Genomic DNA, 20,746 nt, shown 5'->3' with positions numbered 1-20,746 from the left:
GCGCACCATCACGCGCCGGAATCCATGACGCTGGTCCAGCTGCGCCACTTTCTTTCGCTGGCCGACACAGGCTCCTTCACGCGTTCGGCAAAGGCTTTGCATCTGACCCAGCCGGCCCTCAGCCGCAGCATCCGTGCGCTCGAGGCCACGCTGGGCGGCCCTCTGTTCGACCGCGTGGGCCGCCGCAGCGAACTCACGCACTTCGGCCGCGAGCTTTTGGAGCAGGCCCGACAACTGGTGCACGACGCGGGGCAACTGGCGCTGACCGGCGAGCGGCTTCGTGCGGGCCATGCCTCGACACTGCGGGTGGGACTGGGCTCCGGCCCCGGTGCCTTGTTGAGCACGCCGCTGCTGCTGCGCGCCAGTGAGGCCGACACCCAGGTACGGGTGGAGATCCTGCACAGCGACAACGAACGCCTCATCGAGGCACTGCGCCGCCGGCTGCTCGATGCCGTGGTGATCGAGATGCGCTCGTTCACGACCGACGCGGACCTGCGCATCGAGCCGCTGGTCCAGATGCGTGGCGCCTTCCTGTGCCGGCCGGGTCATCCCCTGACGCGACGCCGGCGGGTGCTGGGCTTCGACGATCTGCAGAAGTACCCCATCGCCTCCACGCCGCTGGGTGATCACGTCGGCCGCGGCATGGTGGCGGCCTATGGACCTCAGGCGCATCCGGATGTCTGCGTGCGCCTGCGCTGCAACGAGCTGACGCGGCTGGTCGAGCTCACCCGTCACAGCGATGCCGTGCTCCTGGCGATCCGCGCTGCGGCGTCCGACCTGGTCGAGTTGTCAGTACGGCCACAGATCGAGGGCGGTGCCCGATTCGGGCTCGTGACCCAGGCTCGGCGGCAGCAGGCGCCCGCTCTGCCCTTGCTGCGTGAGGTCATCGCCGCCCATCTGCACGACTGAATGCGCCGCACGCCGGAGCGCCGGCGCGAGGCGCGGGCGGGCCTCAGCGCCCCTTGAACACGGGCTCGCGCTTCTCCACGAAGGCCTTGGCCGCCTCGCGGTGGTCCTCGGTCTGGCCGCAGTGGATGTGATGCGTGGCCTCCAGATCCAGGCATTCGTCCACCTCGCCGGCCATCGCGCGGTTGAGGTTTTCCTTCATGTAGCGGTAGGCCACGGCCGGGCCATTCGCCAGGCGGGTTGCGATCTCGAGGGCGCGGCCGGCCAGTTGCTCGGACGGGCAGACCCAGTTGGCCAGCCCAAGACGCAGTGCCTCCTCCGCCGACACGCGATCGGACAGCAGATACAGCTCGCGCGCCTTGGCGGCGCCCACCAACTGGGTCATGAAGTAGCTGCCGCCGTAGTCGCCCGAGAAGCCGACGCGCGCGAAGGCAGTCGTCATGATGGCGTTGCTGGCCATCAGGCGCAGGTCGCAGGCGAGGGCCAGCGCCAGGCCGGCACCCGCCGCGGGGCCGGGCAGCACGGCCAGCGTGGGCTTGGGCATCTTGAACAGGCGGCCCGCCGTCTCGCGCTGGTTGACGCGTTGGCGATGGATGGCCTGGTCGATGGTGAGCGCGCCGACGGTGCCGTCGCCCGAGGCCGCCATGTTCTTCACGTCGCCACCGGCGCAGAAGGCACCGCCCGCGCCGGTCAGCACTACGCAGCGGACCTCGGGGTCCAGCTCGGCGCGCGCCAGTTCGCGGGCCAAGGCCTCGTTCATGGCCCGCGTCATGGCATTGCGCGCCTGCGGACGGTTCAAGGTGAGGGTCAGCACACCGGCGTCGATCTGGGCCAGCAGGTCCGGCGTGCCGGTGTCGATCATGGATGCGGTCATGGAAGTCTCCGTCGTTGTCGTGGAATGGAAGGTCGCAGCCAACGCCGGGCCCTCAGGTAAGGCGGAGTTCACGCGCCTCGCGTTCGTAGTGCGGGTACGAGGCCTTCATCACCGCCCCATTGAGGATCATCTCGGCCACCAGCGTGCGGCTGGGCAGCTCGAACACGCGGGTGCGCACCCAGGTGGACTCGGTGCGGGCGCTTTCGCTCAGCGCGACGATCTCGCGCTCCAGCGCATAGTCCTGGTCGACGAAGAGCGGCCCGCGGATGAGGCGGATCTGCTGGCCCGCGAACAGGCCCACGGCGGGCTTGCGCCCACCCAGCTGCGCCTCGGCGATGGTGCTGCCCAGCAGCACGCTGATCATCTCCATCGGGATGATGGGCCGCCGCCACGGCGAGCGGGCGCCGCCCTCGGGCGTGTACCAGTCGCAGGGCTCGGTGATGGCGGCCAGCTTGTCACGCAGCGTGAAGGGATAGTGGTCGCCCATGTGCTGATCGAAGCCCATGCGGATGGTCTCGGGCACGGCGCCGCGCTGGCCGACCTGGAGGTCGCGGTTGATGACGAGGCCCGTGGCCGGCCGCAGCTTCGCCATGCGCTGTTCAAGCTCGTGCGGCTGGCCCGGCTCGCCGACCGAGGCGGTGCCGGTGAGCACCGGCGTGCCGTCGGCCTTCTCGGCGCGGATGCGCACGAAGGTGGCGCCGGGTGCGGGCAGGTCGACGAAGGCGCGCACCGATTCGCCCTCCACCACCATGGTCTGGTAATGCGCGCTGATGCAGCCGGTCTCGAACCACCGCTGGCCGAAGAGGCGCGCCAGCAGTGGGTCGAACTGGCTGAAATGCGTGGGCCCTTCGATCGGGCCGGCACGCAGGCCCAGGTTGCCGGCCGTGGCGTCGTCGTGGATGGACTTGTGGCCGTCGTAGGTCTGGTCGGCCAGCATCTGGCGCGGCTGACGCAGCGGGCCGGACAGGGCCAGCGGTGTGGCGAAGGGGGTGTCGGCGGTGGGCAGGCTCATGACCGGGATGGTGGCGCAAGGCGGGGCCGGCGGCTGTCACCTGCGTCACTGGGGATGGCCGTGGGCGCTGCCGCACAATGCCCGCTCCGCCGCCCCGCCCTCCGCTCCAATCCCATGCCGGTCACCCTGGACGACAAGCTCGTGGTCGCGATCTCCTCGCGTGCCCTGTTCAACCTCGAGGAAGAGAACCGCCTGTTCGACGCCGGCGACCCGGCCGCCTACATGCGGCTGCAGCTGGAGCGGCTGGAGGTGCCGGCCCAGCCCGGCATCGCCTATTCGCTGGTGCGCAAGCTGCTGCGCTTCAACGCCGATGGCGTGCAGCGGGTGGAGGTGGTGATCCTGTCGCGCAATGACCCGGTCTCGGGCATGCGCATCTTCAACTCCGGCGCGGCGGCGGAGCTCGCCATCGAGCGCGGCGTGTTCACCCAGGGCCGACCGCCCTTCCGCTATCTCACGCCGCTGCGGGCCGACCTGTTCCTCTCGGCCAATGCCGAGGACGTGCGCGAGGCGCTGGGCGCGGGCTTTGCCGCGGCGCATGTGAGCGTGGAATCGGCGCTGGCCGGCAACCAGCATCCGGACGAAGTGCGCATCGCCTTCGACGGCGACGCGGTGCTGTTCTCCGACGAGGCCGAGCGCATCTACCAGCAGCAGGGCCTGGCCGCCTTCCAGGCGCACGAGGCGGACAAGGCCGCCGTGCCGCTGGGTGCCGGACCGCTGGCGCCATTTCTGGTGGCGCTGCACCGGCTGCAGCAGGCCGCCAGCACCGGCATGCGCATCCGCACGGCGCTGGTCACGGCCCGCGGCGCGCCGGCACACCGCCGCGCCATCCAGACGCTGATGAGCTGGAACATCCGCGTGGACGAGGCGATGTTCCTGGCCGGGCTGGACAAGGGCGGCTTCCTGCGCGAGTTCGAGCCCGACTTCTTCTTCGACGACCAGACCGGCCATGTGCGCTCGGCCGCCCGGCATGTGCCGGCCGGGCACGTGGCCAGCGGCATCAGCAACCTGCCGCGCGCTGAGCCACAGGGCTGAGCCCGGCGACCGCCTCAACCCAGGCGCGCCAGGGTCGCCGCATCGCGCTCGCCGCCAAAGAAACGCTGCAGGCACTGCGCGAACAAGGCCTCGCCGGCCGGGGCCACAGCATCGAACAAGGTCATGCTGGAGTGGAACTTGAGGTCGTCCGGTGCACTGAGGATGTCGCCGATGGCCGGCCCCTGCGCCGACAGCACCAGCGCGCTGCATTCACGAAAGCGCTCGCCCAGTTGGGGATGGGCCAGATACGCCATGGCCTCCTCGCGCGAGCCGATGGCATAGCGCTGCGCCATCGCGCTGCGGCCCAGACCGACGAGCTGGGGAAAGACGAACCACATCCAGTGCGTCCGTTTGCGACCCGCCGCCAGTTCGGCGCGCACCTGCGCATACACCGGCGCCTGGGCGTCGACGAAACGCGCCAGGTCGAAGGCGTCGGCCGCCATGGGGTCAGGCCACGGCGGCGGGTGAGGCCACCGCGGCCTTGGGCACGGGACCGCCAGGCTTGGGCTTGTCGCCACAGGCGGCGAGCAGGAAGGCCAGACCGGCCAGGAGTGCAAGACAGGGCTTCATGCGGCCCATCCTAGGGCGCCGCGCCGCGGCCGCCAAATGCAGGCCGCATGTCCCGCCCGCCAACGCGGGAAGCCTCTGCGCAGCCGCTTCAGTCCGGTTTAAGGCAGGGCCGAGGCCGCGTCGCTAGGATCGGGCACGCGTCGGCGCCTTCAAGGCGCCAGCGGCCCGATCCCTGCTTCGCCTCCATCCACGATGAGCACCGCCCCCACACACCCCCCACGCCCCGGACTGGGCCAGACGCTGCGCCGCATCGCGTCGCTGACCACCCCCTACTTCAACTCCGACCAGAAATGGAAGGCCCGCGGGCTGCTTGCGGCCATCGTGGCGCTCAACCTGGGCGCGGTCTACATGCTGGTGCAGATCAACGAGTGGTACCGCGTGTTCTACGACGCGCTGCAGAACAAGGACCAGGCGGTCTTCTGGCAGCAGATCGGCCGCTTCAGCTGGCTGGCGCTGATCTACATCGTGATTGCGGTCTACAAGTTCTACCTCACGCAGATCCTGCAGCTGCGCTGGCGCGTGTGGATGACCGACCACTACATGGGCCGCTGGCTGGCGCACAAGGCCTTCTACCGGCTCGAGCTGGCCCGCTACACCGGCAACGGCAGCCATCCGGACAACCCCGACCAGCGGATCCAGGAAGACCTGAACCTCTTCACCACCTACACGGTGACGCTGTCGATGGGCATCCTCAACGCGCTGGTCACCCTGTTCAGCTTCGTAGGCATCCTCTGGACGCTCAGCGGCTCGCTCACGGTGCCGCTGCCGGGCGGCGGGCATTGGGAGATCGCCGGCTACATGGTGTGGGCGGCGGTGCTGTACTGCGCCGTGGGCAGCGCCATCGCGCACTGGATCGGCAGGCCGCAGGTGCAGCTCAATTTCCAGCAGCAGATGCTGGAGGCCAACTTCCGCCACCACATGATCCGCGTGCGCGAGTACAGCGAGGCCATCGCACTCGACGGCGGCGAGGGCGTCGAGCGCCGCCACCTCGACCTGCGCTTCACCGACGTGATGGCCAACTACCTGGCCCTGATCCGCAACCAGAAGAGCCTAACCTGGTTCAGCAGCTTCTTCGGCCAGGCGGCCATCATCTTCCCGCTGATCGTGGCGGCGCCGCGCTACTTCAGCGGCGCCATCCAGCTCGGCCAGCTCATGCAGATCAACTCGGCCTTCGGCCGGGTGCAGGACTCGCTGTCCTGGCTGGTGGACAACTACATGTCGCTGGCAGCCTGGAAGGCCACCACCGACCGTCTGGCCGGCTTCGAGGACAGCCTCACGGCCCAGTCGCGCGAGAACGATGCCCTGTCGCGCGACACCGCGGCGGCCGACATCGAAGCCCATGGCCTGACCGTGGGCCTGCCCGGCGGCCAGGCCCTGCTGCGCGGAGCCGACCTGCGCGTGGCGCCCGGCGACACGGTGCTGGTGCACGGCCCATCGGGCAGCGGCAAGTCCAGCCTGTTGCGCACGCTGGCCGGCATCTGGCCGCACGCGCAGGGCGCGGTGGCGATGCCGAAGGACACCATGTTCATCCCGCAGCAGCCCTACTTTCCGGATGGCCGGTTGCGTGATGCGTTGGCCTATCCCACCCCGGCGACGGATTACGCCGACGAGGCCCTGCGCCAGGCCCTGGTCGACGCCCTGCTGCCGCAACTGGCCGACCAACTGGACCGCGAGGACGCCTGGAGCCAGAAGCTTTCGGGCGGCGAACGCCAGCGCCTGGCCATCGCCCGCGTGCTGCTGAAGAAGCCGGCCTGGGTGCTGGCCGACGAAGCCACCAGCGCACTGGACGAGGATGCCGAAGCCACCGTCTACGGGCGGCTCACGGCCATGGTGAAGCAGGCGCACGGCGCCATCGTCTCCATCGCCCACCGCTCCACGCTCAAGGAGCACCATGCGCGGCGGTGGACGCTGCGCCCCCGGCGCGACGGCGAGGCCGCCTATGCGGTGGAGGACGCGCCGCTGCCGACGTCGCCCTCGATGTAGCCCGCCCAGCCCTGCGCCCGCAGCTGGCAGGCGGGGCAGTGGCCGCAGCCCCAGCCCCAGTCGTGGCGGTGCGTGCGATCACCTTCGTAGCAGGTGTGGGTGTCTTCCACGATCAGGTCCACCAGGCCCTGGCCGCCGAGCGATTCGGCCAGTTGCCAGGTCTGGGCCTTGTCGATCCACATCAGCGGGGTCTCGATCAGCAGGCGCTGGTCCAGCCCCAGCGACAGCGCCAGCTGCATGGCCTTCATGGTGTCGTCGCGGCAGTCGGGGTAGCCGGAGTAGTCGGTCTCGCACACGCCAGTGACGATCACCTGCAGCCCGCGGCGGTAGGCCAGTGCGCCGGCCAGCGTCAGGAAGAGCAGGTTGCGCCCGGGCACGAAGGTGTTGGGCAGGCCGTTGGCCTGCATGGCGAAGGCGATGTCCTCGGTGAGCGAGGAGCCGCCGATCTGGCCGAGCACGTCGAGCTTGAGCAGATGGTCCTCGCCCAGGCGCCGAGACCAGCCCGGAAAGCGCCGCCGCAGCCGGGCCAGCACATGGGTGCGGGCCTCCAGCTCGATGCGGTGGCGCTGGCCGTAGTCGAAGCCCAGCGTCTCCACACGCTCGTAGCGGTTCAGGGCATGGGCCAGGCAGGTGGTGGAATCCTGCCCGCCGGAGAAAAGGACGAGGGCGGTGGTGTGCATCAGAAATCTCTCAGACGTTCAAGCAGGACGCGCGATGTGCTGGACCCGTTCGGCGGGCGATGCGAGCAGCCGGTCGATGCCGCTGTCGAAGCTGAGCAACCGGACACCCGAGCGGATCGCCTGGGTGAGCAGCCAGGCGTCGGTGATCTGCCGATGGCCGAACAGCCCGCCGGTGCAATGCCCGAGTACCTCGGCAAAGCCGAAATCCAAGGGCAGCAGCCGATGCCGCGGATGTGCGGTGTTGCGCAGCAGCAGCTCGCCCGCCTCCTGCACCGAGACCGCCCGGCCGGCAAAGGCAGGCTGGCAGACGATGCGCACCAGCGCGGACTGCGTGAGCACGCTGGTGGCCCAGCCCTGCCGCGCATGCGTGCGGAACCAGGCCAGCATGCGCTCGTGGTGCTCGTGCGCCGGCCAGCACAGGGCGATCAGCGCATTGGCATCCAGCAGGTGGCTCACGGCGCCTCGTCCAGCAGGTCGCGCACCTGCCGGGCACTGACGCGGGGCGTGTCCGGCGGCAGGTCGAACACCCAGACCTCGCCCGACTTGCGCAGGGCCAGGCGCTCGCTGCTGCCCCGCCGGATCAGCTCGGACAGGGCCTCACCCAGCTTCAACCCGCGCGCCTGCGCATAGGCCTGCGCGGTGCCGAATGCGTCGTCGTCGATCGTCACGGTGGTTCGCATGTCAGCTAGATGCGCAAAACTGGATTTGATGCAGTCTATCGAAATTGATGCAGCCCGGTCCTGCCTCAGAGAAAGCGCTCCAGCAGCTTGCGAGAGGCGCGATCCAGCGCCATCGGGCGGGAGATGCGGAAGTGCACGCCGTGGGCGCTGGTGATGAGCAGGCCGCCGTCTTCGAGGCGGCGGATGTCCTCCTCGGCGCGCAGCACGAAGCGGGTGTCACCTCGGTCGGTGCGCACGGTCCAGGTGCTGGGCACGGCGAAGGTGGAGACATCCACCAGCTGCTGCAGCTCGGGCGCGAAGTCGCGTGGCGCCAGCGCCTCGTCCAGCAAGGCGCGCGTCGCAGGCGGGAGCGCGTCGGTGCGGGCGATCCAGCAGCGCTCGCGGCCGTCGGCGCCGACCAGCGAGACGCCTTCGCCCGGCGCGCTGAGCGGAAAGGCGCGCACCGGCACGACAGGCTCGGCGCGTCCGGTGGGGCCGGTCCACAGCAAGGTGCCGAGGGCATCGCGCTGCAGTTGCAGGCCGGCGTCGTTCATCGATTCGGCAGCCATCAGGCGTCTCCTGCGGGATGGGCGGCGTGGGTGTCGAGCGCCACGGCCACCGAGGCGATCTCGGCCACATCGGCCTGCGCCTTTTCGTCGTCCTCGGCCTGGCGCTGCTGCGCCTGGTAGAGCCGCCAGTAGGCGCCCTGGCGGGCCATGAGTTCGTCGTGCGGCCCGACCTCGACGATCTCACCGCGGTCCATCACCACCAGCCGGTCGGCCTTGCGCAGCGTCGACAGGCGGTGGGCGATGGCGATGGTCGTGCGGCCCTTGACCAGGTTGTCCAGCGCCTTCTGGATCTCCTTTTCGGTCTCGGTGTCGACGGCCGAGGTGGCTTCGTCCAGGATCAGGATGCGCGGGTCGATCAACAGCGCACGGGCGATGCTGATGCGCTGGCGCTCGCCACCCGACAGGCCCTGGCCGCGCTCGCCCACCAGCGAGTCGTAGCCCTGCGGCAGCCGCAGGATGAAGTCGTGCGCATGGGCCGCGCGCGCCGCGGCCACGATCTCCTCGCGGCTGGCATCGGGCCGACCATAGGCGATGTTCTGCGCGATGGTGCCGAAGAAGAGGAAGGGCTCCTGCAGCACCAGCCCCACATGCCGCCGGAAGTCGGCCACGGCGAAGCGGCGCACGTCCTGGCCGTCGACCAGGATCGCGCCCTCGCTCACGTCGTGGAAGCGGCAGATCAGGTTGACCAGCGTGCTCTTGCCCGAGCCGCTGTGGCCGGCCAGGCCGATCATCTCACCCGGGCGGATCTGCAGGTTCAGGTCGCGGATCACCGAGCGTGCGCCGTAGCGGAAGCCCACGCCGCGCAGCTCGATGGCGCCCTGCACCTGCGGCAGGCGCACCGGCTGCACCGGGTCGGGCACGGTGCTCACGTGGTCGAGGATGTCGAAGATGCGCTTGGCACCGGCCGCCGCCTTCTGCGTCACCGAGACGATGCGGCTCATCGAATCGAGCCGCGTGTAGAAGCGGCCGATGTAGGCGATGAAGGCCGTGAGCACACCCACCGTGATGTGGTCGCGCGCCACCTGCCAGACGCCGAAGGCCCACACCACCAACAGGCCGATCTCGGTCATCAGCGTGACGGTGGGCGTGAACAGGCTCCAGGTGCGGTTGAGCCGGTCGTTGGCCTGCAGGTTGTGGGTGTTGGCGGCGCGGAAGCGCTCGGCCTCGCGCTTCTCCTGCGCGAAGGCCTTGACCACGCGGATGCCCGGAATGGTGTCGGCCAGCACGTTGGTGACCTCGCTCCAGACCCGGTCGATCTTCTCGAAGCCGGTGCGAAGCTTGTCGCGCACCACATGGATCATCCAGGCAATGATGGGCAGCGGCACCAGCGTGACCACCGCCAGCAGCGGGTTGATCGACACCAGGATCACCGCCGTCATGCCGATCATGATCAGGTCGGTGAGGAAATCGAGCGCGTGCAGCGACAGGAAGACGTTGATGCGGTCCGTCTCCGAACCGATGCGCGCCATCAGGTCGCCGGTGCGCTTGCCGCCGAAGTAATCCAGCGGCAGCGTGAGCAGGTGTTCGTAGGTGGTGGTGCGCAGGTCGGCACCGATGCGCTCGCTGACCAGCGCCAGCAGGTAGGTGCGCGCCCAGCCCAGGCCCCAGCCCACCAGGGCCGCACCCAGCAGCCCGCCCAGGTACAGCGCCACTTCGCCGGGGGCGATGGGCTTGCCGTTCTGGTAGGGGATCAGGATGTCGTCCATCAGCGGGATGGTCAGGTAGGGCGGCACCAGCGTCGCACCGGTGGCCAGCAGGGTCAGGGCAAACCCCCAGAACAGCTGCAGCCGGTAGGGATGGGCAAAGCGCCACAGCCGCAGCAGCACCCAGGTCGAGGGTGCGGACTGCAGCTCGGTGTCGACCGCCTCGTCGGCATCGGCCGCTTCGGGCTGGATACCGCCACCGCGCAGCTGCTCGAACAGCCGCACCAACCGCACGGCCGCCGCCTGGCCCACCAGTGTGAAGCGCCAGCGCGCCAGCAGGCCCTGGGTGCCCAGCAGATCCAGGGTGGCGACGCCGGCGTGCTCGGCCAGACGCAGCTGCAGGCCCGGGGCCGCCAGCGGCCAGACCCGCGCGCGGCCGTCCGGCGAGACCTCGCGCAACTGGGTCGACGTCAGGTGCAGCTGGGTCTCCTGAGCGAAGCGCAGCGCCTCGTCCAGGTCAACCAAAAGGGTGACCAGAACGTTATCCGACACCGGCACGCGGCTTTCTCCGACAGCAGGGACGCGTACCGCCGAGGCCGATTCGCCCCCTGGGGCACCGACTGAATCGTGATTTGTCATTCGTTGTGTTGGATGGTCGAGGACCTGTGGCAGGTCCCACCCGCGCGCCGGTCGGGCGCCGATTCTCTCCACTGATCCGGGCACGCCGCACGGCGCCCCTGCCCGCTTCCATCGAACGCCTATCAACGCATCCATGCCCCGTTTCGACGACATCCGCCTGCTGCGCATCCGCTACCTGCGTGGCCCCAACGTCTGGACCTACCGCCCCGTGCTGGAGACCTGGCTGGACCTGGGCCCGCTGGAAGACTTTCCCTCCAACAAGATCGAGGGTTTTCCCGAGCGGCTCACGTCCCTGCTGCCGGCCCTGATCGAGCACCACTGCGGCGTGGGCGAGCGCGGTGGCTTCCTGCAGCGGTTGACCGAAGGCACCTGGGCCGGCCATGTGCTGGAGCATGTGGTGATCGAGCTGCTCAACCTGGCCGGCATGCCCACCGGCTTCGGCCAGACGCGAAGCACGTCCAAGCACGGCGTCTACCGCATGGTGTTCCGCGCCCGCGAGGAGCAGGTGGCCCGCACCGCCCTGCATGAAGGCCATCGGCTGCTGATGGCCGCCATCAACGGCGATGCCTACGACGCCGCAGAGGTGCAGAAGGCCGTCACCGCCGTCAAGGCCAAGGTGGACGAGTGCTACCTGGGGCCGAGCACCGCGGCCATCGTGGCCGCCGCCGTCGACCGCGGCATTCCTTCGCTGCGCCTGAACAGCGGCAACCTGGTCCAGTTGGGCCATGGCGCCCGCCAGCAGCGCATCTGGACCGCCGAGACCGACCACACCAGCGCCATCGGCGAATCCATCGCCAGCGACAAGCAGCTGACCAAGTCGCTGCTGGCCAGCTGCGGCGTGCCGGTGCCGGAGGGCCAGGAGGTCGCTTCCGCCGAAGAGGCCTGGGAGGCCGCCGAGGACATCGGCCTGCCCGTGGCCGTCAAGCCGGTGGACGCCAACCATGGCCGTGGCGTCTCGCTGGACCTGCGTACCCGCGAAGAGGTGCTGGCCGCCTACGCCGTGGCCGAGCCCGAGGGCAGCGGCGTGATGGTCGAACGCTTCATCCGTGGCCAGGAGCACCGCCTGCTGGTGGTGGGCGGCGAGGTGGTCGCCGCAGCGCGCGGCGAGATCATCACCGTGACGGGCGATGGCCGGTCCACCGTCGCCGAGCTGATCGAGAGCCAGCTCAACAGCGATCCGCGCCGTGGTGCGGAAGAAGAATTCCCGCTCGACCTCATCGTGCTGGCGACCGATGCGAAGCTGCAGCTGGAACTGCAGCGCCAGAGCCTGACGGGCGAATCGGTGCCGGAGGCGGGCCAGGAGGTCATCATCCAGCGCAACGGCAACCTGGGCGTGGACTGCACCGACCAGGTCCACCCCGAGGTCGCCTACGCGGCCACCCTGGCCGCACGTGCCGTGGGCCTGGACATCGCGGGCATCGACCTGGTCTGCCTGGACGTCGGCCGGCCCCTGCAGTCGCAGGGCGGCGCCATCGTCGAGGTCAACGCCGGCCCCGGCCTGCTGATGCACCTCAAGCCCGCCGTCGGCTCGCCGCGACCGGTGGGCCGCGCCATCTGCGATCACCTGTTCCCCGAATCCGACGACGAGCGGCCCGGCCGCATTCCCGTGGTCGGCGTGGCCGGCTCGCGCGAGAACGCGGTGCTGGCCCGCCTGGTGGCCTGGCTGGTGGGGCTTTCGGGCCGCCATGTGGGCCTGGCCTGCCGTGACGGCCTGTTTCTGGACCGCCGCCGCGTCGACACCCGCGACAGCGCCCACTGGGCCGCCGGCCGCCGCTTGCTGGTCAACCGGCAGGTCGAGGCGGTGGTGATCGAGAACGGCGCCGCCACCATCCTGGCCGACGGCCTGCCCTACGACCGCTGCGAGATCGGCATCGTGACCGACCTGGAGGGCGCCGAACAGCTCGCCCACGAGGACATCACCGAGAGCGACCAGATGGTCAAGGTGCTGCGCACCCAGGTCGACGTGGTTCTGGACTACGGCACCGCCGTGCTCAACGCCGCCGATGCGCGCGTGGCCGGCATGGCGCCGCTGTGCGACGGAGAGGTGATCCTGTACGCCGCCGATCCGCACGCCGCGCCCCTCGCCGCGCACATGGCTGCGGGCGGCAAGGTGGTCACGGTGCGGCAGGACCGCATCGTGCTGGCCCACGGCACCAGCGAATCCTTCCTTCCCGGCCTGGGCCGCCTGACGGTCTGGAGCGCCCACCATGCCGGCGTCGGCATCGAAAGCGTGCTGGCCGCCGTGGCCGCCGCCTGGGCCATGGCCATTCCGCTGAACCTGATCGGTGCCGGCATCGAGGCCTTCGAGGCCGACCTTCAACTGGCCACCGCTTCGCTGCAGCTCGACCAGAGCCAGCCCGCCGCTTCGCTGCAACTCGCCTGAGACGAGATCGCCCCATGGACATCATCCGTACCCGCGCCCTGCGCGGCCCCAACCTCTGGAGCCGCCACACCTGCATCGAGCTGGTCGTCTCGTGCAGCGCCGTCGAGCAGGCCGTCGAGCAGATCCCCGGCTTCGAGCCGCGGCTGCGCGCCCTCTTCCCCACCATCGGCGAGCTGCACCCGGTGGTGCTGGGCCAGCCCCTGAGCGCCGCCCACGTGCTGGAGAACGCCGCCGTGGCGCTGCAGGCCCAGGCCGGCTGCGAGGTGATCTTCGGCCGCACCACGCGCGCCCGCGAGGAAGGCATCTTCCTGGTGGCGGTGCAGTACACCCAGGAGGCGGTGGGCCGACGCGCCGTCGAGCTGGCGACGCAGCTGCTGCGTGCCGCGCTCGATCCGGCCGAAGGCGGCAGTTTCGACTCGGCTGCTGCCATCGCCAAACTGCGGGAACTGGACGAAGACGAGCGCCTGGGCCCCAGCACCGGCGCCATCGTCGATGCGGCCGTGGCGCGCGGCATTCCGTACCAGCGCCTGACCACCGGCAGCCTGGTGCAGTTCGGCTGGGGCGTGCGCCAGCGCCGCATCCAGGCCGCCGAAGTGGACGCCACCTCGGGCATCGCCGAATCGATCGCGCAGGACAAGGAGCTCACCAAGCAGCTGCTGCATTCGGCCGGCGTGCCCGTGCCGCTGGGCCGGCCGGTCACCAGCGCGGACGACGGCTGGACCGCCGCGCTCGAGATCGGCCTGCCCGTGGTCGCCAAGCCGCAGGACGGCAACCAGGGCAAGGGCGTGACGGTCAACATCGCCACCCGCGCGCAGTTCGACGCCGCCTATGCCTCGGCCGCGCACTACGGCGAGGTGCTGGTCGAGAAGTTCCTGCCCGGCTTCGACTACCGCCTGCTGGTGGTGGGCGACCGGCTGATCGCCGCCGCCCGGCGCGATCCGCCGCAGGTGATCGGCGACGGCCACAGCACCGTGCGCCAGCTGGTCGACGTAGTCAACCAGGACCCGCGCCGCGGCGAAGGCCATGCGACCTCGCTCACCAAGATCCGCCTGGACGACATCGCGCTGGGCCGGCTGGAGGCGCAGGGCCTGATGCCCGACAGCGTGCCGGCCCTGGGCCAGCGTGTGGTGCTGCGCAACAACGCCAACCTCTCCACCGGCGGTACGGCCACCGACGTGACCGACACCGTGCATCCCGAGATCGCCGCCCGCGCGGTCGACGCGGCGCAGATGGTGGGCCTGCACATCTGCGGCGTGGACATGGTCTGCGAGAACGTGATCCGCCCGCTGGAGGAGCAGCACGGCGGCATCGTCGAGGTCAATGCCGCGCCCGGCCTGCGCATGCACATCAGTCCCTCCTTCGGCCGCGGCCGGCCGGTGGGCGAGGCCATCGTGGACCAGCTCTACGCCGATGGTGACGACGGCCGCGTGCCGGTCATCGCGGTCACCGGCACCAACGGCAAGACCACCACGACGCGCCTGATCAACCACCTGCTGGCGGCCAGCGGCATGGTCACCGGCATGACCAACACCGATGGCGTCTACGTCAACGGCCGCCAGACCGACAGCGGCGACTGCAGCGGCCCTAAGAGCGCACGCAACGTGCTGCTGCATCCCGAGGTCGAAGCCGCCGTCTTCGAAGTCGCGCGCGGCGGCATCCTGCGCGAAGGCCTGGGCTTCGACCGCTGCACCGTCGCCGTGGTGACCAACGTGGGCAGTGGCGACCACCTGGGCATGAACTACATCCACACGGTGGAGGACCTCGCCGCCGTCAAGCGGGTGATCGTGCGCAACGTGGCACCCAGCGGCTGGGGCGTGCTCAACGCCGCCGACCCGCATGTGGCGGCGATGGCCGCCGCCTGCCCGGGCCATGTCATCTACTTCGCGGCCGACCGACAGCATCCCGTCATGGCCACGCACCGGGCCCAGGGCAAGCGCACGGTCTATGTCGACCGCGACACGCTGATCGCCGCCGAGGGCGCCTGGCGCGAGCGCGTCGCGCTGCGCGACGTGCCGATCACCCGTGGCGGCACCCTGCCCTTCCAGGTCGAGAACGTGATGGCTGCCGTGGCCGCGGCCTGGGCCGTGGGCCTGGACTGGGACACCATCCGCCGCGGCCTGGCCAGCTTCAAGAACGACGCCGCCGGCGTGCCCGGCCGCTTCAACGTGATGGACTACAAGGGCGCGACGGTGATCGCCGACTATGGCCACAACACCGATGCCATGAAGGCGCTGGTGGCGGCCATCGAGACGCTGCCGGCCAAGCGCCGTTCGGTGGTCATCAGTGGCGCAGGTGACCGCCGCGACGAGGACATCCGCGACCAGACCGCCATCCTGGGCGAGGCCTTCGACGACGTCATCCTCTACCAGGACGCCGCCCAGCGTGGCCGGGCCGACGGCGAGGTGATCGCCCTGTTGCGCCAGGGCCTGCAGGGTGCCCGCCGCACCGCGCATGTGGAAGAGATCCGCGGCGAGTTCCTGGCCATCGACGCGGCACTGGAGCGGCTGGCGCCGGGCGACCTGTCCCTGATCCTCGTCGATCAGGTCGAAGAGGCGCTGGCGCATCTGGCGCAGCGCATCGCTGACGTCGACTGAGCCAAGAAGGCGGATTCGTCCAGCGCGCCAGAACCTGGCGCCGCCGTCTCGGGCCGGCATGTCGTGCGACCCGTCCGACAGGCACGGGCGCCGTCGGCGCGAGGGGCGGCGCAGCGGCGTCCCACAGGCGTCTGGAAAGGGCGGCACCCATAGTCCGTGGCATTGAAAACGACGCCCGTGACGGGCGACTGGATGTGCCATGAACTTTTCTCTTAGCCGCTTGGGCCGGGTGACCCTCCGAGGCGGATTCACCGCTGCGATGGCAGTGTCGGCCTGGGCGGCCCTTGCTCAGCCGGTGCCGGACTGCGACAGCCGCCAGGACCCGGCCGCCTGCCGCCGAGAAGCGGGCGCAGCCCGTGAGGAAGCGCGCCGTGGCGGACTGACCGCTCCCGCCGAAGGGAGTGCAGCGGCGAATGCCCTGGCCCGTTGCCAGCGCCAGCCAGCCGCCGACCGCGCCGACTGCGAGGCGCGTCTACGCGGCGGCGGCGGTACGACCACGTCGGAGGGCAGCGTGATGGGCGGGGGAATCATCCGTGAGACGGTGACCCCGCTGCCGGCGACGCCCGCGCCCCGCCCCTGATCGCCGACAAGTGCTGCGTCATGCGCACAACGTCCAATTTCTTTCTGCCACCACCTTCAGGAGTAATGCCATGAAGAAGATGCTTCGCCATACCGGCTTCGCACTGGCCCTGGCCACCGGGGCCCTGTTCGTGAGTCCCTTTGCCCAGGCTGCCGGAAACGGTACCTACACGCAGGAGCGGGCGATGTGCGGCCACATCCAGCAGGACCGTGCGGCCTGCATCCGTGAAGCAGGCGCTGCCGCCCAGGCGGCCCGCCAGGGCAATCTGAGCAGCGCCAATGCCGACACGTACCGCAACAACGCGCTTGCACGCTGTCAGTTGCACCAGACCAGCGTCGACCGCGCGGCTTGCGAAGCCCGCGTGACCGGCCAGGGCGATACGACGATCGACGGCAGCGTGCTCGGCGGTGGCCTGATCCGCGAGACCGTGACCACCCTGCCGCCGACCCGCATCCCGCGCTGAGCAGGCGAGGGGTCGGGCCCCAAAGCCCCTTCCAACGTTGCCATCGGCAAACGGAAGGGGCTCAGGTGTGGATAAAAGTAAACAATGCGTGGAAGGGCGACACTACAATCCGCCGGTTCCGATAGAGCCCCCGCCCGCATGTCCAAGACCGCAGCCGCCCAGCCGCCTCGATCCGCCTCCCGAATCCCGTCGCGTCTGCTGGCCGTCGCGCTGGCATGCGCCATGCCCTTCGCGACTGCGTGGGCCGACGAATACGACAACGTCGAGCAACTGATCCAGCAGCGCAAGTTCGACGAGGGCCTTGCCCAGGCGGACAAGTTCCTGCGCGAGAAGCCGCAGGACCTGCAGATGCGCTTCCTGAAGGGCGTGGCCAATCTCGAAGCCGGCCGTCGGCCCGAGGCGATTGCCATCTTCGAGCAGCTGACGCGCGACGCGCCCAATCTTCCCGAGCCCTACAACAACCTCGCCGTTATCTATGCCGGCCAGGGCGACTTCGACAAGGCGCGGGGCGTGCTGGAACGGGCGATCCGCACCAACTCGAGCTATGCCACTGCTTATGAAAACCTGGGCGACGTGTACGCCCGGCTGGCGAGCGAGGCCTATGGCAAGGCGCTGCAGCTCGACAAGGGCAATGCGGCGGTGCAGCCCAAGCTGGCGGTGATCCGCACCCTCTTTACCACGCCCAGTGCCGCGCTCCTGGCAGGCAAGGGTGGCACGACGGTCGCCAAGGCGCCGGTCCCGGCACCCGCCCCGGCCGCCACAGCGCCGGCCGTCGTGGCCAAGGCGCCGCCGGCGCCCCCCGCTCCGGCGCCCGCGCCGACGGTGGTGGCCAAGGCGCCCGAACCCGCGCCGGCGCCCCCGCCGCCCGCTCCTGCCCCTGCGAAGCCACCGGTCACGACGCCGGCACCCGCGCCTGCGGTCGTGCCGACGCCAGCCCCGGCCCCCGCGCCCGCCGCCGCGCCTGCGCCCAAGCCGGCCGAGCCGGCACCCGCGCCCAAGCCCGACGCCAGCAGCGTCGCGCAAGCCGAGGTGAGTTCCGCCGTCAGCGCATGGGCCAGCGCCTGGTCCAAGCAGGACATGGACGGCTACCTGGCTGCCTACGCGCCAAACTTCGACCCGGCCGACGGCGCCAGCCGTTCCGCCTGGGAGAAAGAGCGCCGCGCGCGCATCGTGAGCAAGAACAACATCACCGTGCAGGTCGAAGGGCTGAACGTTGATGTGCAAGGCGACAAGGCCACCGCCAAGTTCCGCCAGCGCTACCGCTCGGACCGCCTGAACGTCAGCAGCCGCAAGACGTTGGAGATGCAGCGTGTGCACGGCAAGTGGCGCATCGTGAAGGAAACCGTCGGCGGCTGAGGCCGTCGACGCACAACGCCCATCGAACCTTGGCGGACCGGTTCAGCTCCCTGAAGCCCACCATGGCCTGGCTCCTGGCCGCAGGCCTCGTCGTGGCGTCCGTGCCGCTCGCGGTGCAGGCCGCCACCTCGGAGCGACAGGCCCGCGGCAAGGCGCCCGCACGAGCGGCGGCGGTACCCTCGGCTCGGTCCAAGAAAGAGGCGGCCCGTGCGGCACCCGCGCGTACCGCGGCTGCCGCGCCATCCCGCTCAGCGGCACGCCGCGCCGAACGTGCGCCCGTGAAGTCGGTGGCGCGTGCGGCCGTCCCCGCGGCGGCCGTCGGGGCCGCAGCGGCCGCTGCCACCAGCCGCGTGGTGGCGCATCCTCCCGCCATGGGCACGGTACAGCCGGCCAACGAGGTCGTCGCGCCGAGCGCGCCCAGCGACGCCGGCCCCGTGCTGCAGGCAGGCGGCGCGGCCGAGGCCCAGCTGATCGAGGTCTACCAGCTCTTCGGCCGCGGCGAGACGCAGCAGGCCCTGGACAAGGCCCGGGTGCTGGTCAGGACCTATCCCAACTTCCAGCTCGCGCAGCTGGTCTACGGTGATCTGCTCGCCACCCGCATCCCGCCCAACACCGCCCTCGCGGATGCGGCAGGCCTGGCGCGGCTGCGGGGCAATCCCGCGCTGACCGAATTGAACGAAGAGTCCCGGCGCCGGCTGCAGGCGCTGCGCGACCGGCCGCCTCCGGGCACGGTGCCCTCGCAGTTCCTCGCGCTGTCGCAGCGCAGCCGCTACGCCATCGCCGTCGACGCCTCTCGTTCGCGGCTCTACCTGCTGGAGAACACGGCCAACGGACTGCAACTGACGGCCGACTACTACATCTCGGTGGGCAAGGCCGGCACCGACAAGCTGGTCGAAGGCGACGCCCGCACGCCCCTGGGCGTGTACTACGTGACCAGCAACCTGGATCCGCGCACGCTGAAGGACTTCTACGGCGCCGGCGCTCTGCCCATCAACTATCCGAACCCGTACGACAACATGCTGGGCCGCACGGGCAGCGGCATCTGGCTGCACGGTACGCCGCCCGAGCAGTTCTCCCGGCCGCCGCAGGCCAGCGACGGCTGCGTGGTGCTGTCCAACCCCGACCTCAAGCAGATCCTGCGCAAGGTCCAGGTGGGGGCCACGCCGGTGGTGATCGCGCGCAGCCTGGACTGGGTGGCCCCGCCCAAGGTCCGCACGCTGGCCGAGCCTTTCGAGACCGCGCTCAGCGCCTGGCTGCAGGCACGCAGCGGCGGCAACGAGGAACGGCTGCGAAGCTTCTACGCCACCGAGTACCAGCGCGCGGGCCGCCGCGGCCCGGTCACGGTGCCCATCGACAACGTGCTGCGCCAGGAACTGGCCACGGCCCAAGGCCGCAACATCCAGCTCAAGGACACCTCGGTCCTGATGTGGCACGACAAGCGCGACACCGTCGTCGCCACCTTCGGCGAGGTCGTCGCCGGCGAGCGCACCGGCCGCACCCGCCGCCAATACTGGGTGCGCACCCCGGACAGCTGGAAGCTGTTCCACGAGGACATCTCGGGCTGAAGTCCCGCGCGGGCCCTGACGGCCCCGGGCAACTCATCGCTGAGCCCCGCGCCCAGCCGACTGGCCTTCAGGCCGACTCATTCCCCTACTCCGCATACGTGAACCTTTTCACGTTTTCCCTTGTTTTGTATGGGAAATGACACAGCGGCCGTTACGTAACGCGCTTGGTGACACGGACGTAACCTGCCGAAATATGGAGTGCACCTTTTTGGTGCATCCAGATCAGGTGCTGGTCAGGAAAATAATTTCGTTTGCTTTCAACGACTTGCGAGACGGCCATCATCCGTTTGGCCGATGGGTCCAAAAACGTGGGGCGAGAGCAGCGGCCGTGACCCAATCGGAAGATTGAACAAATGTGAATACTTCCATCGTATTGATACACGAAGTTACCGGAACCTAGCATGACTTCGCCTTCGGGCACCTGTCGTTCTGCAACCACTTCGCGAGGTCAATCATGAAAGCTGCAATCGTTCGTTTTCTGCGTGATGAAGAGGGCGCCACCGCCATCGAGTACGGGATCATCGCGGGGCTGATGGCCCTGGTGCTGGTCGCCATCTTCGGCAACAGCGGCGTCGTCAAGGAGACGCTGAGCACCATCTTCGACAACGTCAAGACGGTGGCAACGACCGGCGCGGCCGGCTGACACGCCCGCCACGGTCCGGAATGTCCTTGCTTCGCGCCGCACCCGACCATGCAGCCCCTCCTCCTGCTGTGGCTCGCCGGTGCGGTGTTCTGCGACCTTCGCTGGCGCAGGGTGCCCAACGCACTTGTGCTGGCCGGCATGGTCGGTGCCCTGCTGTCGCTCGCGGTCGGTGCCGCGCTGCCCGGTCTGGACGGGTCCGCAGCGCTGATGGGCGGGCTGGCCGCATTTGCCGTTCTGTTGCCTTTCTACGCGCTGCGCCTGATGGGTGCGGGCGACGTGAAGTTCGCCGCCGTCCTCGGCCTCTGGCTGGGGCTCGCCCCCCTGCTGCCCATCGCCATCGCCGGCAGCCTGCTGGCCTTCGCCCATGCGGTGGCCGTGCTCGCGCTGCGGCGCTGGCCCTTCTTTCCCCGGTTGATGCTGGCACTGTCGGGTCGCAACCCGGACGGCGCGGCATCGCCTTCTGCCCGGCGGCCCATTCCCTACGCCGCCTACCTGGCGCTGGCCGCCTTCGGTTGGCTGGCATGGCAGGTGCCGCAATGAGCCGGTCGCATTCCGGCCGCGCCACCCTTGTCACGACCTGAACTGCCCGTCCGCC

General features: G+C 70.0%; 19 protein-coding genes and 1 pseudogene. 11 read left to right on the top strand and 9 right to left on the bottom strand.

Translation table 11 applies throughout. The features are described 5' to 3' along the window. The first annotated feature begins 24 nt into the window (after window positions 1-24). Window positions 25-909: a LysR family transcriptional regulator gene (locus QZ772_RS06650; protein ID WP_295524184.1), complete on the top strand. Its 885-nt coding sequence runs from the start codon at window positions 25-27 to the stop codon at window positions 907-909. 43 nt (window positions 910-952) lie between these two features. Here QZ772_RS06650 and QZ772_RS06645 read toward each other — a convergent pair whose 3' ends face one another. Together QZ772_RS06645 and QZ772_RS06640 are read right to left on the bottom strand one after the other, a co-directional pair. Next, window positions 953-1,780: an enoyl-CoA hydratase-related protein gene (locus QZ772_RS06645; RefSeq protein WP_295524183.1), complete on the bottom strand. Its 828-nt coding sequence runs from the start codon at window positions 1,778-1,780 to the stop codon at window positions 953-955. A 52-nt stretch (window positions 1,781-1,832) separates the two neighbouring features. Continuing rightward, a complete protein-coding gene (locus QZ772_RS06640; RefSeq protein WP_295524181.1) occupies window positions 1,833-2,792 on the bottom strand; it encodes a hypothetical protein in 960 nt (319 codons plus the stop codon). Window positions 2,793-2,906: 114 nt separating this feature from the next. On the opposite strand from QZ772_RS06640, the gene QZ772_RS06635 reads away from it, so the two are divergent. After that, complete coding sequence (locus QZ772_RS06635; RefSeq protein ID WP_295524179.1) at window positions 2,907-3,824, top strand: 5'-nucleotidase; 918 nt, start codon at window positions 2,907-2,909, stop codon at window positions 3,822-3,824. Between the two features lie 14 nt (window positions 3,825-3,838). On the opposite strand, the gene QZ772_RS06630 is transcribed toward QZ772_RS06635, so the two are convergent. After that, entirely contained in the window at window positions 3,839-4,267 is a 429-nt protein-coding gene (locus QZ772_RS06630) for a DUF1810 domain-containing protein (protein WP_295524177.1), read from the bottom strand. Window positions 4,268-4,271: 4 nt separating this feature from the next. After that, entirely contained in the window at window positions 4,272-4,394 is a 123-nt protein-coding gene (locus QZ772_RS06625; RefSeq protein ID WP_295524176.1) for a hypothetical protein, read from the bottom strand. A 192-nt stretch (window positions 4,395-4,586) separates the two neighbouring features. Between QZ772_RS06625 and QZ772_RS06620 the strand changes: the two genes are divergently transcribed. Next, complete coding sequence (locus QZ772_RS06620) at window positions 4,587-6,377, top strand: ABC transporter ATP-binding protein/permease (RefSeq protein ID WP_295524175.1); 1,791 nt, start codon at window positions 4,587-4,589, stop codon at window positions 6,375-6,377. On the opposite strand, the gene queC is transcribed toward QZ772_RS06620, so the two are convergent. From queC to QZ772_RS06595, 5 genes are all read right to left on the bottom strand, one after another. Beyond that, window positions 6,332-7,057: a 7-cyano-7-deazaguanine synthase QueC gene (gene queC, locus QZ772_RS06615; RefSeq protein WP_295524173.1), complete on the bottom strand. Its 726-nt coding sequence runs from the start codon at window positions 7,055-7,057 to the stop codon at window positions 6,332-6,334. The genes QZ772_RS06620 and queC overlap by 46 nt on opposite strands. Window positions 7,058-7,075: 18 nt before the next feature. Then, window positions 7,076-7,513, bottom strand: a complete 438-nt coding sequence (locus QZ772_RS06610; protein ID WP_295524170.1) for a TA system VapC family ribonuclease toxin — start codon at window positions 7,511-7,513, stop codon at window positions 7,076-7,078. Further along, window positions 7,510-7,737: a hypothetical protein gene (locus QZ772_RS06605; protein WP_294370705.1), complete on the bottom strand. Its 228-nt coding sequence runs from the start codon at window positions 7,735-7,737 to the stop codon at window positions 7,510-7,512. Before QZ772_RS06605 ends, QZ772_RS06610 begins: the two co-directional genes overlap by 4 nt. A gap of 65 nt (window positions 7,738-7,802) precedes the next feature. Beyond that, entirely contained in the window at window positions 7,803-8,270 is a 468-nt protein-coding gene (locus tag QZ772_RS06600; protein ID WP_295524257.1) for a DUF1854 domain-containing protein, read from the bottom strand. Between the two features lie 14 nt (window positions 8,271-8,284). After that, window positions 8,285-10,567 carry an ABC transporter ATP-binding protein gene (locus tag QZ772_RS06595; RefSeq protein ID WP_295524168.1) on the bottom strand — a complete coding sequence of 761 codons (2,283 nt, stop codon included), beginning with the start codon at window positions 10,565-10,567 and terminating at the stop codon, window positions 8,285-8,287. Between the two features lie 133 nt (window positions 10,568-10,700). On the opposite strand from QZ772_RS06595, the gene cphA (QZ772_RS06590) reads away from it, so the two are divergent. The 8 genes and pseudogenes from cphA (QZ772_RS06590) to QZ772_RS06555 all read left to right on the top strand — a co-directional run bounded on the left by cphA (QZ772_RS06590) (window position 10,701) and on the right by QZ772_RS06555 (window position 20,691). After that, entirely contained in the window at window positions 10,701-12,950 is a 2,250-nt protein-coding gene (gene cphA / locus QZ772_RS06590) for a cyanophycin synthetase (protein WP_295524166.1), read from the top strand. A 14-nt stretch (window positions 12,951-12,964) separates the two neighbouring features. Further along, window positions 12,965-15,544: a cyanophycin synthetase gene (gene cphA, locus QZ772_RS06585; protein WP_295524164.1), complete on the top strand. Its 2,580-nt coding sequence runs from the start codon at window positions 12,965-12,967 to the stop codon at window positions 15,542-15,544. Between the two features lie 304 nt (window positions 15,545-15,848). Beyond that, window positions 15,849-16,124 (top strand): annotated as a pseudogene (locus QZ772_RS06580) (hypothetical protein); the annotation flags it as partial. 70 nt (window positions 16,125-16,194) lie between these two features. After that, complete coding sequence (locus tag QZ772_RS06575; RefSeq protein WP_295524163.1) at window positions 16,195-16,587, top strand: hypothetical protein; 393 nt, start codon at window positions 16,195-16,197, stop codon at window positions 16,585-16,587. Between the two features lie 138 nt (window positions 16,588-16,725). Then, window positions 16,726-17,943: a tetratricopeptide repeat protein gene (locus QZ772_RS06570; RefSeq protein WP_295524162.1), complete on the top strand. Its 1,218-nt coding sequence runs from the start codon at window positions 16,726-16,728 to the stop codon at window positions 17,941-17,943. 62 nt (window positions 17,944-18,005) lie between these two features. Continuing rightward, window positions 18,006-19,508, top strand: coding sequence for a L,D-transpeptidase (locus QZ772_RS06565; protein WP_295524161.1), 1,503 nt, complete (start codon window positions 18,006-18,008; stop codon window positions 19,506-19,508). Between the two features lie 454 nt (window positions 19,509-19,962). After that, on the top strand, window positions 19,963-20,151 hold the full coding sequence (locus QZ772_RS06560; RefSeq protein WP_295524159.1) for a Flp family type IVb pilin: 189 nt from the start codon (window positions 19,963-19,965) through the stop codon (window positions 20,149-20,151). A gap of 48 nt (window positions 20,152-20,199) precedes the next feature. Further along, window positions 20,200-20,691 carry a prepilin peptidase gene (locus tag QZ772_RS06555; protein WP_295524157.1) on the top strand — a complete coding sequence of 164 codons (492 nt, stop codon included), beginning with the start codon at window positions 20,200-20,202 and terminating at the stop codon, window positions 20,689-20,691. The last annotated feature ends 55 nt before the right edge of the window (window positions 20,692-20,746 follow it).

Origin of the sequence: uncultured Pseudacidovorax sp. (genome assembly GCF_913773995.1) — a bacterium.
Lineage (GTDB): Bacteria > Pseudomonadota > Gammaproteobacteria > Burkholderiales > Burkholderiaceae_C > Xenophilus.
This window is presented reverse-complemented; position numbering and strand designations above follow the sequence as displayed.

Coding starts and splice junctions, on each gene's coding strand:
- QZ772_RS06630 (WP_295524177.1), bottom strand. CDS start 4,267: ATGGCGGCCGACGCCTTCGACCTGGCGCGTTTCGTCGACGCCCAGGCG.
- QZ772_RS06650 (WP_295524184.1), top strand. CDS start 25: ATGACGCTGGTCCAGCTGCGCCACTTTCTTTCGCTGGCCGACACAGGC.
- cphA (WP_295524166.1), top strand. CDS start 10,701: ATGCCCCGTTTCGACGACATCCGCCTGCTGCGCATCCGCTACCTGCGT.
- QZ772_RS06605 (WP_294370705.1), bottom strand. CDS start 7,737: ATGCGAACCACCGTGACGATCGACGACGACGCATTCGGCACCGCGCAG.
- queC (WP_295524173.1), bottom strand. CDS start 7,057: ATGCACACCACCGCCCTCGTCCTTTTCTCCGGCGGGCAGGATTCCACC.
- QZ772_RS06645 (WP_295524183.1), bottom strand. CDS start 1,780: ATGACCGCATCCATGATCGACACCGGCACGCCGGACCTGCTGGCCCAG.
- QZ772_RS06570 (WP_295524162.1), top strand. CDS start 16,726: ATGTCCAAGACCGCAGCCGCCCAGCCGCCTCGATCCGCCTCCCGAATC.
- QZ772_RS06560 (WP_295524159.1), top strand. CDS start 19,963: ATGAAAGCTGCAATCGTTCGTTTTCTGCGTGATGAAGAGGGCGCCACC.
- QZ772_RS06600 (WP_295524257.1), bottom strand. CDS start 8,270: ATGAACGACGCCGGCCTGCAACTGCAGCGCGATGCCCTCGGCACCTTG.
- QZ772_RS06565 (WP_295524161.1), top strand. CDS start 18,006: ATGGCCTGGCTCCTGGCCGCAGGCCTCGTCGTGGCGTCCGTGCCGCTC.
- cphA (WP_295524164.1), top strand. CDS start 12,965: ATGGACATCATCCGTACCCGCGCCCTGCGCGGCCCCAACCTCTGGAGC.
- QZ772_RS06625 (WP_295524176.1), bottom strand. CDS start 4,394: ATGAAGCCCTGTCTTGCACTCCTGGCCGGTCTGGCCTTCCTGCTCGCC.
- QZ772_RS06575 (WP_295524163.1), top strand. CDS start 16,195: ATGAAGAAGATGCTTCGCCATACCGGCTTCGCACTGGCCCTGGCCACC.
- QZ772_RS06620 (WP_295524175.1), top strand. CDS start 4,587: ATGAGCACCGCCCCCACACACCCCCCACGCCCCGGACTGGGCCAGACG.
- QZ772_RS06555 (WP_295524157.1), top strand. CDS start 20,200: ATGCAGCCCCTCCTCCTGCTGTGGCTCGCCGGTGCGGTGTTCTGCGAC.
- QZ772_RS06640 (WP_295524181.1), bottom strand. CDS start 2,792: ATGAGCCTGCCCACCGCCGACACCCCCTTCGCCACACCGCTGGCCCTG.
- QZ772_RS06635 (WP_295524179.1), top strand. CDS start 2,907: ATGCCGGTCACCCTGGACGACAAGCTCGTGGTCGCGATCTCCTCGCGT.
- QZ772_RS06595 (WP_295524168.1), bottom strand. CDS start 10,567: ATGACAAATCACGATTCAGTCGGTGCCCCAGGGGGCGAATCGGCCTCG.